The sequence below is a fragment of the Promicromonospora sp. NPDC110617 genome, assembly GCF_055598465.1.
Genome location: NZ_JBVKBM010000002.1, coordinates 525,466 through 539,487, shown reverse-complemented (window position 1 = coordinate 539,487; position 14,022 = coordinate 525,466). Strand labels below are relative to the sequence as shown.

The following is a 14,022-nucleotide window of genomic DNA, read 5'->3' as shown; positions in this document are numbered from 1 at the left end:
GCCCGCGGGCGACCTCACACTTTCCGCGGCTGTCTCGTCAGCACGCCGGAGGGCTCGGCCGCGCCCGGGCGGGGCCGGTCCTCCAGGGAGACAATGAGGCAAGGACCGGAGGAAAGAGCGATGAGGATCGCAGTCGCGGGTGGAACGGGAACGGTCGGCAGGCACGTCGTCGCGGCGGCGCGTGAGCGCGGGCACGACGTCGTGGTGCTCTCGCGGTCGGACGGCGTGGACGTCACCACGGGCCAGGGGCTGACGGCGGCGTTGGCCGGTGCCGACGCCGTCATCGACGTCACCAACACCACCACGTTCTTCGCGTCCACGGCGCGGAAGTTCTTCGAGACCGCGACGCACCACCTGCTCACGGCCGAGCGAGAGGTCGGCGTGCGCCACCACGTGGCCCTCTCGATCGTCGGGATCGACGACATCGACGCCTCCTACTACGCGGGCAAGATCGCGCAGGAGCGCGCCGTCATGGCGGGCGACGTGCCGTACACGATCGCGCGCGCGGCGCAGTTCCACGAGTTCGTCGGGCAGCTCCTGCACAGCCAGAGGGGGCCCGTGGTGGTCATGCCGACGGCGCCGATGCGCCCGGTCGCGGCGCGCGAGGTCGGCGCGTACCTCGTGACCGTCGCCGAGGGCGGTCCCGTGGGCCGCGCCACCGACCTGGTGGGGCCGCGGGACGAGAAGCTCGCCGACGTCGCGCGACGCCAGCTCGCCCACGAGGGCATCCGCCGGAGGGTCTGGGAGGTCCGGCTGCCGGGCACCTATACGCGGGGCCTGGCCTCCGGCGCGCTGCGCGGCACCGGCGAGCGCGTCGAGGGCCGGATCACGTTCGACGACTGGCTGGCGAGCGAGGACCACCGGCCGCTTCGGTGAGGGCCGCCCGTCCTGACGCCGTCCGGCGCCCGCTCACCAGAGATCGTGCGGGATCCACCGCAGCACGACGAGCAGGATGATGCCGCTGATCAGCAGCGGCGTCCACTCCGCATGCCCGTTCGCCACCTGGATCACGCCGATCACCAGGCTGGGCAGCGCCGCGAGGGCGACCAGCGCGATCACGGCCCGCATCCAGGTGGGGAGCGTGGTCGGCTGGTCGGACGGCGGCGCCGGCACCGTTGCCCGGGCGGTCGCGGGTTCGGGCTCCGGTACGAGCCCGCGCCCGGTCAGCTCCTCCTCGGTGAGGATCGGCCCCAGCGGGCTGACGGCGGCGGCGCGCGGGCCGTCGTCGTGCTGCTCCAGCGTGAAGGCGACCCGCTCGCCCCGCTCCAGCGACTGGTCGCCGTGCGACCGGATCTCGACCTGGTGCACGCGCACGGGCGGCCCGCCGCCGTCCGGCACGATCACGCCCCAGCCGGTCCCGGCGTCGTACGCCGACACGGTCCCCTCGGCCATCACGTGCCCCCTGTGCTGTGTGGTCGTCTGGCCAGGACCGTAGCGGGGGAGCGGGGCGGCGACAAGGAGGCCGGGCCGGCCGGGGCAGCGTGGGGAGTGGGGCCGGGTCGGTGGCCTCGTCAGCCGCGGTGGGGGGCCGCCCCCAGCAGGGCGCGGCCGGCCGCGGTGAGCTCGTGGGTGACCGTGCGCCCGGCCCGGGTGCTGTCGATCAGGCCGGCGTCGCGCAGGATCGTCAGGTGCTCGCTCGCCGTCGGCTTCGTGACGCTGACCAGGTCGGCCACCACCGAGGTCTGCAGCGGCGTGACGAGTGCGGCCAGGATCCGTGCCCGGGTGGCGCCCAGCAGCCGGTCGAGCGACCCCGGCGTCACGGGCGCCGACCAGAGGTACCGGCCCGTCGCGGGGTAGCAGATCGCCGGGGACCAGTGGTCCGAGGTGGTGCACTGCACGCGGTCGGTGATGAACAGCGACGGCACCAGGATGAGGCCGTCCGGGCAGTCGACGGCGACGTCGACGGCGGTCGCGATCGTGATCGTGTCGCCGTCGGCGCTCGCGGAGGGGTGCAGCCGCGGGACCACGGCGCGCAGCCCCTCGCGGTTGACCTGCACGGCCCGGTCCAGCATCTCGGTCCGCAGCGCCTGCCGCATCGACGGCCACTCCGGTTCCACGGCCGCCCGCCAGAGGCGGCGCACCGCGGCGGCGGCGTCGGCGCGGGCGCGGGCGGGGTCGTCGAGCAGCCGGCGGCGGACGTCGTCGTCCTGCCCGGCCGTGGCGTCGACCAGCTCGGCGTGCACCTGGTCGAGCGGCGCGGCGAGCAGGGCAGCCAGGCCGTCGTCGAAGGTGGGCTCGCTGGACATGGGCGACGGGTCCAGGAAGTCGGGGCGGTACGCGCCGTCGGCCATGAAGACCGTCAGCGCCGACAGGTCCAGGCCCACCAGGCGCTGCCGGCGGCGGCGCAGCCACGGCTGGAACACGGGGTGCCGCCGCGGCTCCGTGAGCAGCCGGGCGAGGCTGACCACCTCGTGGACCGGCGACATCGCCCACCGCACGCTCGCGGCGCCGGCGCCCAGTCGGTAGCGGATCACCGCCCCATTGTCGGCCCGTCGCCGCAGGCAGGACCAGACCGTTCGGCCACGGCCGAATCGAGCGCGGGTGGGTGGTCCCGCTGCCGAGACTCGGGTCATGACACAGGACACGACACAGCAGACCGAAGCACGGCTGATCCACCTCGGCGCCGGCGGCTCGACCATCGAGGTCCTCGCGACCGCCGCGGAGACCGACGGGGCCGTGAGCCTCTACCGCTGGCGCCTGGCGCCCACGAGCAGGGGACCGGCCCCGCACTTCCACACCACGTTCGGTGAGACCTTCGTGGTCGAGGAGGGCGAGATCGACTACTTCGACGGGACCGCGTGGCGCACCCTGCGCCCCGGCGACACCGCGCACTCCCCGCGCGGCACCGTGCACGGGCTCCGCAAGGAGAGCGACGAGCCGGCCACCCTGCTCATGGTGCTCGCGCCGGGCGTGCGCCGGGAGGACTACTTCGCGCAGCTCGCCACGCTTCAGCACACCTCCGCGCAGGAGGCGGACCTGGACCGGCTGCACGAGGCGCACGACAACCACTTCGCCGACGAGGAACTGGTGACGGCCACGCCTACCGGTGTGCTGGTTGCCGACGTCGCCGGCTCGCCGGGCTGACCGGCGTCGCGATCGTGGGGGTCGCCGCCTGACGGAGCAGGCCGGCCGGTCGGGCCGGCTGGTCGGGCCGGCTGGTCGGGCCGGCTGGTCGGGCCGGCTGGCACGACTCACCTTTGAGGCCCGGGTTTCTTCTCTTTGAAGTCGTCCAAAGCGAAGAAACCCGGGCCTCAAAGGTGAGCTGGAGCACCCGGTTGACGGCGCCGCCCGGTTGACGGCGTCGCCCCGGTTGCTGCCTGGCCGACGACGTCGCCCGGCTAGGCTCGCCGGGGCTACGAGAGAGGCAACCCGGATGAGCTTCAGCGAGACCGCGCGCGCCGCGTTCCGGCGTGGGGACGACGACGCCGTCGCGCGCCTGGCGGACGACGAGGCCGAGCGGGCCCGCGCGGCCGACGACCTGCCCGCGCTCGTCGAGGCGCTCTACATGCGGTCCCGGCTCGCGATCCGCGGCGGCGACCTGACCGCGGCGGCACGGATCGCCTCGGAGGCGCTGGCGGTCGCCGTCCGCACCGGCGACCGCCGCCTGGAGGAACGCCCGCGGCACGTGCTGGCCGGCGTGACCCGCATGGCGGGCGACCTGCCCCGCGCCCGCGAGCTCTACCAGGAGAGCATCGACCTCAACGAGGCGCTGGGCAACGACGACACCGTCACCTCCGAGCTGCACAACCTGGCGTTCACCGAGCTGAGCCTCGGCGAGACCGCCGCGGCCCGCGCGCGGTTCGCGACGAGCCGGTCCCGGATCGTCGGCGGCCGGTACCGCGACTTCGTCCCGTACGCCTACGTCGGGGCCGCCGCGACCGCCGTGGCCGACACCGACCTGGTCCGGGCGGCCCGCCTGCTCGGCCTCGCCCGGCGCGCGTTCGACGACCTGGGCCAGGTGCCCGACCCGGACGACGCCGAGGAGCTCGCCGCCGTCGAGAAGGCCGTCCGGGCCGCGCTCGGCCCGGCACGGGCCGACGCCGAGCAGAGCGCCGGGGCCGGCCTGGACCCGTGGGAGACGCTGGCGCTCGCGGTCGAGCGAGGCGTGGAGCCAGGCACGGAGCCGGGCACGGAGCCGGGCGCTCGGCCCTGAGGCGTCGTCCCACAAGCGACGCACAAGGTTTCTGCAACCGGGCCTTCCTACGGTGTGACCGGGCGCTGAGAGCGCCCTACTCGCCGTACGTGAGCTGGAAGGACATGGACGGGGACCGGTGGGGCAACTGCACCAAGCGGCAGAGCGTGGACGCGGGCTGGACCGCCTGCAACAAGAACTTTCCCGAGGGCCACGAGATCCCGTGGAAGTTCCACTGGCGCACCTTCGACGGCACCTGGGAGTCCTCGGCCTACCAGTACACGACGGTCCAGGACGGTGGCCGGGCACGCCCGCCCCGCGACGCGCCCGCCCCGCGACGCGCCCGGCCCCGCGACGCGCCCGGCACTCAGTCGAACAGCCTCCGGAACACGTTCGTGTCGGCGAGGTCGACCAGCTCGTCGCCCTTGCCGGACATGATCGTGCGGATCGCGTACAGCGTGAAGCCCTTGACCTGCTGGGCGCTGATCGCGGGCGGGATCGACAGCTCCTGCTGCGCGGTGACGACGTCGACGAGCGCCGGGCCGTCGTGCTCGAAGGCGGCGCGGAGGGCGCCCTCCAGGTCGTCAGGCTTCTCGACCCGCCGGCCGTGGATGCCCATGGCGTTCGCGACGTCCGCGAAGTTCGGGTTGTCGAGGTGGGTGCCGAAGTTCACGAACCCGGCGGCCTTCATCTCGACCTCGACGAAGTTCAGCGACGAGTTGTTGAACATCACGATCTTCACGGGCAGCTTGTTCTGCCGGATCGTCAGCAGCTCGCCCAGCAGCATCGCGAGCCCGCCGTCGCCCGCCAGCGCGACCACCTGGCGCCCCGGGAACGCCGACTGGGCGCCGATCGCGTGCGGCACGGCGTTGGCCATGGTCCCGTGGTTGAACGACCCGATGAGCCGGCGCCGGCCGTTCATCGTCAGGTAGCGGGCCGCCCAGACCACGGGGGAGCCGACGTCGGGGATGAACACCGCGTCGTCGCTCGCCAGCTCGCTGACCAGCCGCGCGACGTACTGCGGGTGGATCGGCTCGCGGTTGCGGTCGTTGTCGGCGAGCTCGTCGAGGCTCTTGCGGGCCCGCGCGTAGTGCTTGAGCGAGGAGTCGAGGTGCCGGCGGTTGCCGCGATCGTCGAGCCGCGGCAGGAGCGCCTCGATCGTGTCGCCGACGTCCCCCACCAGGCCCAGGTCGATCGGCGTGCGCCGGCCGAGCTGCTCACCCCTCAGGTCGACCTGCACGATCTGCGCCTTGGACGGGTAGAACTGCTGGTAGGGAAAGTCGGTGCCGAGCATGAGCAGGGCGTCGCAGCTCTCCATGGCCCGGTAGCCGGAGGCGAAGCCGAGCAGCCCCGTCATGCCGACGTCGTACGGGTTGTCGTACTCCAGGAACTCCTTGCCGCGCAGCGCGTGCACCACCGGCGCCTTGAGCTTCTCGGCGATCCGGACCACCTGCTCGTGCGCGCCCTCCGTGCCGGCGCCGCCGAGGATGGTCACCTTCTTCGCCTCGTTCAGGATCTGTGCCGCGATCCCCAGCTCGTGCTCGCCCGGGCGCACCACCGGCTGGGTCGCCCGGATCGGCGCCGACTTCTTGCGGCCTGCGCTCTCGGCGAGGAACACCTCGCCCGGCACGACGACGACGGCGACGCCGCGCCGCTCCACGGCGGTGCGCATCGCGATCTCGAGCACCCGCGGGAGCTGCTCGGGCATGCTCACCAGCTCGGTGTAGACGCTGCACTCGCGGAACAGCTCCTGCGGGTGCGTCTCCTGGAAGTAGGTGCTGCCGATCTCGGCCCCGGGGATGTGCGCCGCGATCGCGAGCACGGGCACCCGGCTCCGGTTGGCGTCGTAGAGCCCGTTGATCAGGTGCAGGTTGCCGGGCCCGCAGCTTCCCGCGCACACCGCGAGCTCGCCGGTCAGCGCTGCCTCGGCGGCCGCCGCGAACGCCGCGGCCTCCTCGTGCCGCACGTGCTGCCAGGTGACCGCGTCGTTGCGCCGGATGGCGTCCGTGAACCCGTTCAGCGAGTCGCCCGGCAGGCCGTAGACCCGCTCGACCCCCGCGTCCTCGATGATCTCGACGATGGTCTCGGCAACGTTGGTCATGGCGCGAACGTATGCCGGGTCGAATGACGTCGCAACGCCGGGCGGCAGGTCACCCGCACTTGCCCGGAACGCGCGACCGTCGCGCTCTAGTCTCGGCGTATGACCTCCTCGCGGGTGTCCGACGACGTGCTGGCCTGGCTGCTCGACAGCGACCCGGCGCTGCGCTGGCAGGTGGAGCGGGACCTGGTGCGCGCCCCCGACGCCGTCTGGCGGGCCACCCGGGACCGCGTGGCCACCGAGGGCCTCGGGGCCGGCCTGCTGGCCCGGCAGGACGACGCCGGGACGTGGGCCGGCGGGGCGTTCTTCCCCGCGGGGTTCGACTTCTCCGGACCGGAGGCCCAGCCCGGTGCCGGGCAGCCGTGGACGGCGACGACGTGGTCGCTCAACACGCTGCGGGAGTGGGGCCTGGACGCCGCGGTGCTGCACGACCGGGACACCGTGGCGCTGATCTCGGCCAACGCCCGGTGGGAGTACGACGACCTGCCCTACTGGGGCGGCGAGGTCGACGCCTGCATCAACGGGTTCACGCTGGCCAACGGCGTGTGGCTCGGGGCGGACGTCCAGGGGATCGCCGACTGGTTCGTGGCGCACCAGATGGAGGAGGGCGGCTGGAACTGCGAGTGGGTCGAGGGGTCGACCCGCGCCTCGGTCAGGTCGACGCTCAACTCCCTCAAGGGTCTGCTCGCCTACGAGGAGGTCACCGGCGGCACGGACGCCGTCCGCCAGGCGCAGGAGCGGGCGGAGGAGTACCTGCTGGAGCGGCACCTGATCCGGCGCCTGACGACGGGGGAGCCCGTCGCCGACTGGGTGTTCCGGCTCGCCTACCCGTTCCGGTCGTTCTACGACGTGCTCAGCGCGACCGACTACTTCCGCGCGGCCTCCGAGCTCCGCGGCACGCCGCCCGACGCGCGGGTCGCGGAGGCGGTCGAGCTGGTCCGCGCGCAGCGGCAGCCGGACGGCACCTGGCTGCAGGCGCGGCGGCACCCGGGCCGCGTGTGGTTCGAGGTCGACGTCGACGCGGGGCAGCCGTCGAAGTGGCTCACGTTCCACGCCGCGCGGGTGCTGGCCTGGTGGGACGACGCGGCCCACGGGAGCTGCTGAGACTCCGTCATCCCCGCCACGATCTCTTCGCCGCCGCCGGACTTCACCCGGGTGACTCCTACGTCCCGGCCGGTTCTGGGGATTCCAGCCTGGTGCGCGCCGTATCTTCACCGTCGTGAACGCTGAGGCCACGAGCACGACTGCCCCTGATGGGGCCGCCCCGTTGATCTTCCGCTCGCCTCCTGGCTGGCCCACGCCACCGGAGGGCTGGACACCGCCCGCCGGTTGGCAGCCGCAGCCAGGATGGCCGACCGCGCCCAAGAACTGGGCCTTCTGGGCCGACGGCGCCGGTCGTCCCGTCGAGGGGCCCTGGGTTCCACGTCAGCACGGCGCGCCGGCGCTGGTCGCACCTGTCTGGCCGCTCTGGATGTTCGTCGGTGCCGCGTTCTTCATCAGCCTGCTCGACACGATCATGCCGGTCGACAGCCCGGCGATCACTGGTGCCACCGCCGGCCTGGTCAACCTTGTCTGTTTCGCCGTCGATGTAGTGGTACTGCGCCGTGCGGGGTACCGCGTGCCCTGGTACCTGTACATCAGCGGACTCCTGATCGTTCCGCTCTACCTGATCCTGCGGATCCGAATGACGCGTCGGTCGTGGTGGCTGCTGGCCGCTTGGGTCGGGGCACTGATCGTCGGCGGTGCCGTCGCGGTCCTCACCATCCTGTTCGGCCAGGGGCTGGAGATCCCCGGACCGGACGCGGAGTCGATCATCGAGGACACCTACGCGAGCGAGGGCACGCCCGTCGAGGCGCACTGCCCGAGCACTGTTGCGTTGCGGGCCGGCAACGTGTTCACCTGCGATCTCGATGGCATGGACGGCGTGCGCGCGATCGAGGTCACCGTGGAGAGCTGGCTGGGCGACTTCTCGTGGCTGGAGATCCGCGGCTGACCCCGGACACCGCCTGCTGCGTCGGCCCGCGCCGCCGATTCGATCATTATCGATCAGAATGTTGACCCCACCGGGCGCCCCGGCCTACGTTCGGCCTGAGCAGGGCGCGAAGTGGTCGTGCAAAACGATCACGAACGATCATCGCTGATCGTCGCCCCGTGCGCCCGGTCCAGTCAACGACGACATCGACGACGGAGAGTGCCCCATGCCACGTCCCCACCGCCGCACGGCCAGATCCACCGCGGTCGCCGCGGTCCTCGTTCTCGCCGCGGGCGGCCTGCTGGCCCCCAGCGCGAGCGCGAGCGCACCGCGCGACGCGACCACGACGCCGTCGTCGGCCACCGAAGCCGCCCGTGCCACGACCGCCGGCCAACCGGCCCTGCCGGTGCTCCGGCTGGACGACCCCTCGATCGACTGGCGCGAGCTCCTGGTCGACGGCGACGACGTGGAGCGCCGCGCCGACGGCGACGCGTACAACACGTTCGGCGGGTTCGGGTCGGTGTCCTGCAACAACACCTCCAACCTGCTGCTCGACTACAAGGAGGAGCAGCCGGAGGCGTACTGGCGGATCATGCGGATGCTCTTCGACCCGGTCACGGGCGCGGGGCTCAAGCACATCAAGGTGGAGCTGGGCGCGGACAGCAACAGCTCGTCGGGGGCGGAGCCCGCCACGAAGCGCAGCGCCGACGAGCCCGCGAACGTGCTGCGCGGCGCGGGCTTCCACTTCATCGCGGACGCGCTGACGATCAATCCGGACATCGAGACCGAGGCGCTGCGCTGGGGCGAGCCGTCCTGGACCGGGAACGACCCCGTGAAGCGGTACCAGTGGTACAAGGAGACGATCGACGCCGCGTACGACACGTACGGGGTGGAGCTCGACTGGCTGAGCCCGTCGCAGAACGAGGTGCGCGGCGCGACCTATCAGGCCTCGGAGCTGGCGTGGACGGTCACGTTCGCGCAGTGGCTGGAGCGGGATGCCGCGGCGCCGGACGCCCGGTACGACTACTCGCACATCAAGATCGTGGCGCTGGACTCGTACCGGGAGGGTGACGCCGTCGCGGCGCGCATCCTGGCCGACCCGGCGGCGCTGGAGCAGGTCGACGCTCTGGCCTACCACTACGACATCGTGGGCGGGCCGAACGTCACGCGGCTGAACAAGGAGTTCGGCAAGGAGATCCTGTACTCCGAGGGCGTTGCGCCGATGATCGACCCGCAGTACCGGGTCGCGGCCGACCCGTCGCGCGGCGGCGTGGGCGGCACGGTCTCGGCCGCGGACATCGCGGACCGGTTCATCAACGCCTACCGCTGGAGCGGCGCCGGGAGCGACCCCGCGCACATGACCACGTTCCTGTTCCAGCCCGCGGTCAGCGCGATGTACGAGGGCACGCAGTACTCGCCCAAGCACCTGGTGCGGGCCTCCGACCCGTGGTCAGGCTACTGGGAGGGCGACGTCGGACTGGTCGCCGTGCGGCACTTCCACCAGTTCGTCGGCGACGGCTGGGAGTACGTCGAGGGCGCCACGGGCGGCGACGGCACCAAGGGCGACGGCGGCACCAACGTGGACACCTCCACGCGCACGGTCCTGACCACTCGCACGCCCGCCGACGCCGACGGCGCGGCGCAGTGGTCGCAGGTGCACGCCAACAACACCCGCACCGCCCGGTACTTCGAGGTCAAGGTCGCGGACCTGGGCCCCGCCGACCGGCCGCTGTACGCGTGGGAGACGCGCGGCCCGGACGCCGGTGAGGCCTACGACGCGAACTACTTCCAGAACACCGGCGTCTACGAGCCGGTCCGGACCGAGACGGTCGGGGGCGTGGAGCATGACGTCTACCGCGTGAAGGTGCCGGCGTACTCGATCGTCACGCTGTCGACGCTCGCGCACGGCGTCGAGGGCGCCACCGAGGCGTACGAGCCGGGCGACCTCGCGCCCGACACCGAGGACACGATCCTGCCGCTGCCGTACCGCGACGACTTCGAGTACGCCGGGTACCCGGTGACGAAGGTCGGCGGCAAGAAGATGACCTACCTGGAGCGCCGCGGGGGCACCCCGCGGTACACGGCGGACCAGGACGGCGCGTTCGAGGTGGTCGACGCCGACCGGCGGCGCGGCCACGTGCTGCAGCAGCAGATCAACGCGGGCAACCGCGGGTTCACCTGGAACGTCTGGGGCAACGGGCGCCAGGACGTGCTCCAGACGGCGGCGCCGTCGACCGTGCTGGGCGACCACCGCTGGGCCGACTACACCGCGGCGGTGGACTTCCGGCTCGACGCCGTGGACCGCGACGCGGCGCTGGAGAACTTCGCCGGGCTCGGCGTGCGCCAGGTCTACGCCCGCGGCGGCGACCAGGCCACCTACGCGGTCCGTGTGCACGAGGACGGCCGCTGGCAGCTCCGCAAGCTCGACCAGGTCGTGGCCTCGGGCACGGTGGCCGGGTTCGACGGCGGCCGGTGGCATCGGCTCGGGGTCGAGGCACGGGGCAACGTCGTCACGGCGACCCTCGACGGCAGCCGGCTCGCCCGGTGGACCGACGCCGCGGCCAACCCCGTGCTGACCGGCCGGATCGCCCTGACCAGCGGGTTCTACAACACGCAGTACGACAACCTCGCGGTCACCGCGGTGCCCGGCCAGTCCTGGGCGTCGGAGAAGATCGACGACTCGGACGCACGCCTGGCCTACCCGGACGGCTTCACGTTCACCCAGGCGGGCTACGCGCACCTCAACCGGACGCAGCACGTGCTCCGCACGGGGCAGTCGGTGGACGTGGCGTTCACCGGCACCGGCCTGGACCTGTTCGGCGCGACGGCGGCCGCGACGCTGGAGGTGGTCGTGGACGGCGGCACGCCCACGACGGTGCAGGTCGGGCCGGTGGGCACCCGAGAGACGTCGTACTGGCTGCGCGACCTGCAGCAGCGGTCGCACACGGTCACGGTCCGCGTGGTCGGCGGCACGTTCACCCTGGACGGCGTGGACGTGCTGACCCGGGGGCGGTCGTGAACGGCGCTACGGAGTGACTTCGGTCGGTTGCGTCGAGATCGGTCGGACAACCGACCGGTCTCGACGCGACCGACCGAGCTCGGAGGTCCTGACCTCTCAGGGGACGTTGCTGAGCGGGTACGCGATCCCCGTCCCGGCGTCCACCAGAGCGGCCCGGCTCAGCGTGCCGGTGAGCGGCACGATCTCGTAGACGGCCTCCAGCACCAGCGGCGTCTGGTCGAGCCGGGCACGCGTCGCCACGGTGACGTGCGGCGTCCAGACGCCCGGCACGTAGTGCTTGTGCAGCTCGTCGTCGGTCGCGCCGAGCGCCTCGACGACCCGCTCCTGGCGGGCCGCGAGCGTGCTCGTGACCGCCGGGACCAGGCTCATCCGGCCCCGGCGGAACGCGGCGACGGCGTCGAACCGCACGGTCGTGGGGCCGGCGTCGGGCAGCGTCTCCAGGGCCGCGCGCACCTTGTCCAGGTCCCAGGAGCGCAGCACCGCCAGGGAGAGGTGCGGCACGTGCCGGCGGTGGGTGTGGCTCGCGAGCGTGGGCACGCCCTGGTCCTCGAGTCGCTGCCACAGCCGTCGCAGGACCCGCTCGGTGGGCCTGTCGAAGAGCAGGCAGACGGCCAGCGCCACGAGGACAGCCTAGGCTGACGCCGCCGCGCGGCCGCGCCCGCCGTCCGTCTGGCGCGGGCCATGCCCGCCGCGGGCGCTACCGCACCTGCTTGACCCGGGTGACGCTGAGCGCGCCCAGGACGCCGAGGAGGGCCCCGCTGAGGAACAGGCCCGGATAGCCGAACGCGGCGATCAGGCTGGGCGCCGCGACGGGAATCAGCGACTGGGGCAGCGACTGCGCGAGGTTGGCCACGCCGAGGTCCTTGCCCGCGGTGTCCGAGCTGGGCAGCACGTCGGCGATCAGGGCCAGCTCGACGGCGAAGAACGCCCCCAGGCCGGCACCGAGCACGAGCTCGCCGAGCAGCACCACCTCGATCGACGGCGCCAGTGCGATCACCGTCAGCCCCACGATGGCGATGGCGGCCGAGACGATCACGAACGGCTTGCGGCGCCGGAGCCGGTCGGAGAGCCAGCCGAGCAGGGGCGCGACAAGGACGATCCCGACCGCGTTGGCGAGGATGGCCTGGAAGACCAGGGTGGGTGCCTCGGCGTCGGACACCCCGAACTGGGCGATGAGGAAGTAGGTGAGGTAGCTGGTCGCGGTGAACTGCGTGGTGGTCAGGAAGAACCGCGTCAGCCACGCCCAGCCGAAGTCCGGGTTCTTGCGCGGGTCGAAGACGAACGACCCGAGGATGGCGCGCAGGCCGAAGGGCTCCTGAGTCCGCTCCGTCCGCACCCGGTCCTTGACGGGCGCCACCATGACGACCATCAGGACCACACCGATCAGGCTGGGCAGCAGGTACTGCACGAGCCCGGACGGGAAGAGCTGCACCAGGAAGGTCGCGGCGACGCCGCCGACGTTCTGCGCCAGGCTGATGAAGGACGCCGTGCGGCCGCGCCGCTCGGGGCCGACCTGGTCCGGGAGCATGGCCACCAGCGCCGCGAGCGCGAAGTTGAGGCCGACCTGCGCGACGCTCCACCCCACGAGCACCAGCGGCACGTTCGGGGCGAAGGCGATGATGACGATCCCGGCGTAGCCGACGGCGGCGCCCGAGAAGATCCACGGCTTGCGCATGCCGAGGCGGCTGGTCGTCCGGTCCGAGAACCGCCCCGCCAGGGGGTTGGCGATCAGCGAGAAGACCGCGCCGACGCCGAGGATCAGGCCGAGGTCGGCGGCGGCGTTGTCCAGGTCCAGCTCGCGCAGCCGCAGCGCGATGGTGACGACGAGCGGCGGGACCAGGGCGATCGAGAATCCGAGGATGGCCAGCGGGATCGCGACCTGGGGATAGCGCGAGCGCAGTGTCCCGCCGACGTTCGACGCCGGGGTCGGGGGAGCGGCGACGGCGGTCGGGCCGGCGTCGGTGGGCACGGGATGGGGGTTCTCGTCCACGTCGACTTCTCTCTGCGAGCGTTCCGGGCTGCGGTGCCCGGGCAGACGTCAACGTAGCACCAAAAAGTTCCGCGTGGAACTTTTTGGTGCCGGACCTCGTCGCTCGTCCCGTCCCCCGTCGGGTGTTACCCGTCGACCGGCCTCAGGAGCTCCTCCAGGAGCGCCATGCCCTGGAGCATGTCCACGTCCGGGTCGAGCAACCACTGCGTCGAGAGCCCGTCCATGGCGGCGATCACCAGGGAGGCTGCGACCTGCGGCGAGATGTCGGACCGCACGGTGCCCGCGGCCTGGGCGACCCGCAGGATCGCCAGCGCCTCGTCGCGCAGCGACCGGTAGCGCTCGACGAAGAACGTGCGGGAGTGCCCGTGGTCGGACTCCAGCGCCCGGGCCACCATGCTGTGCCGGAGTGCCATGAGGCCCGGCGTCCGCCGGGCGTAGGCCTCGAGGTGCGCGGTGAAGTCGGTCGGGGCGGCACCGCTCTCGCGGGCGTCGGCCAGGGCCTGGCGGTCCTTCTCGCGGAGCACCTCGAGGAAGAGCTCCTCGCGGGTGTCGAAGTACCGCCGCAGAGCGGCGTGGCTCACGCCGATCGCCTCGCCGATGGCGCGCAGGCTGGTGCCCTCGGAGCCCAGCTCGGCGAACACCCCGATGGTGCGGTCGAGGATCTGCTGCCGGCGCAGGATCCCCTTGGGATACCTGCCGCGCGGTCGTGACCGGGTCTCCGGTTCCGTGCTCACGGGCGCCTCGGCGCGCTCGCTCTGCGACACGTCCTACCTCCAGGTTGTTCGCACGTTGCTCGCCGGACCTCAACCTA

General features: G+C 72.7%; 12 protein-coding genes. 6 read left to right on the top strand and 6 right to left on the bottom strand.

All coding sequences use genetic code 11. From position 1 onward, the window contains the following. The first annotated feature begins 120 nt into the window (after positions 1 to 120). Positions 121 to 876: an SDR family oxidoreductase gene (locus ACZ7LE_RS13125; protein ID WP_470403710.1), complete on the top strand. Its 756-nt coding sequence runs from the start codon at positions 121 to 123 to the stop codon at positions 874 to 876. 33 nt (positions 877 to 909) lie between these two features. Here the strand turns inward: ACZ7LE_RS13125 and ACZ7LE_RS13120 are convergent, their stop codons facing one another. Both ACZ7LE_RS13120 and ACZ7LE_RS13115 read right to left on the bottom strand, forming a co-directional pair. Then, entirely contained in the window at positions 910 to 1,392 is a 483-nt protein-coding gene (locus tag ACZ7LE_RS13120; RefSeq protein ID WP_470403709.1) for a cold shock domain-containing protein, read from the bottom strand. 119 nt (positions 1,393 to 1,511) lie between these two features. Then, the gene (locus ACZ7LE_RS13115; RefSeq protein ID WP_470403708.1) at positions 1,512 to 2,474 is read right to left on the bottom strand and encodes an ArsR/SmtB family transcription factor; all 963 of its coding nucleotides are present in this window, start codon (positions 2,472 to 2,474) and stop codon (positions 1,512 to 1,514) included. Positions 2,475 to 2,571: 97 nt separating this feature from the next. Here ACZ7LE_RS13115 and ACZ7LE_RS13110 point away from each other — a divergent pair, with 97 nt between their 5' ends. Further along, positions 2,572 to 3,084, top strand: coding sequence for a cupin domain-containing protein (locus tag ACZ7LE_RS13110; RefSeq protein WP_470403707.1), 513 nt, complete (start codon positions 2,572 to 2,574; stop codon positions 3,082 to 3,084). A 289-nt stretch (positions 3,085 to 3,373) separates the two neighbouring features. Further along, positions 3,374 to 4,153, top strand: a complete 780-nt coding sequence (locus ACZ7LE_RS13105; RefSeq protein ID WP_470403706.1) for a tetratricopeptide repeat protein — start codon at positions 3,374 to 3,376, stop codon at positions 4,151 to 4,153. A gap of 346 nt (positions 4,154 to 4,499) precedes the next feature. Here ACZ7LE_RS13105 and poxB read toward each other — a convergent pair whose 3' ends face one another. Next, positions 4,500 to 6,233, bottom strand: a complete 1,734-nt coding sequence (gene poxB / locus ACZ7LE_RS13100; protein ID WP_470403705.1) for a ubiquinone-dependent pyruvate dehydrogenase — start codon at positions 6,231 to 6,233, stop codon at positions 4,500 to 4,502. Between the two features lie 99 nt (positions 6,234 to 6,332). On the opposite strand from poxB, the gene ACZ7LE_RS13095 reads away from it, so the two are divergent. The 3 genes from ACZ7LE_RS13095 (at position 6,333) to ACZ7LE_RS13085 (ending at position 11,221) form a co-directional block, all read left to right on the top strand. After that, entirely contained in the window at positions 6,333 to 7,334 is a 1,002-nt protein-coding gene (locus tag ACZ7LE_RS13095; protein WP_470403704.1) for a squalene cyclase, read from the top strand. 115 nt (positions 7,335 to 7,449) lie between these two features. Then, the gene (locus tag ACZ7LE_RS13090; RefSeq protein ID WP_470403703.1) at positions 7,450 to 8,223 is read left to right on the top strand and encodes a hypothetical protein; all 774 of its coding nucleotides are present in this window, start codon (positions 7,450 to 7,452) and stop codon (positions 8,221 to 8,223) included. Between the two features lie 205 nt (positions 8,224 to 8,428). Further along, on the top strand, positions 8,429 to 11,221 hold the full coding sequence (locus ACZ7LE_RS13085; RefSeq protein ID WP_470403702.1) for a glycoside hydrolase family 30 protein: 2,793 nt from the start codon (positions 8,429 to 8,431) through the stop codon (positions 11,219 to 11,221). Between the two features lie 96 nt (positions 11,222 to 11,317). On the opposite strand, the gene ACZ7LE_RS13080 is transcribed toward ACZ7LE_RS13085, so the two are convergent. From ACZ7LE_RS13080 to ACZ7LE_RS13070, 3 genes are all read right to left on the bottom strand, one after another. After that, positions 11,318 to 11,842 (bottom strand): 2'-5' RNA ligase family protein, encoded by a 525-nt coding sequence (locus ACZ7LE_RS13080; protein ID WP_470403701.1) that lies wholly within the window; start codon positions 11,840 to 11,842, stop codon positions 11,318 to 11,320. Between the two features lie 76 nt (positions 11,843 to 11,918). Further along, positions 11,919 to 13,211 carry an MFS transporter gene (locus tag ACZ7LE_RS13075; RefSeq protein ID WP_470403700.1) on the bottom strand — a complete coding sequence of 431 codons (1,293 nt, stop codon included), beginning with the start codon at positions 13,209 to 13,211 and terminating at the stop codon, positions 11,919 to 11,921. Between the two features lie 125 nt (positions 13,212 to 13,336). After that, a complete protein-coding gene (locus ACZ7LE_RS13070; RefSeq protein ID WP_470403699.1) occupies positions 13,337 to 13,975 on the bottom strand; it encodes a TetR/AcrR family transcriptional regulator in 639 nt (212 codons plus the stop codon). Positions 13,976 to 14,022: the final 47 nt, after the last annotated feature.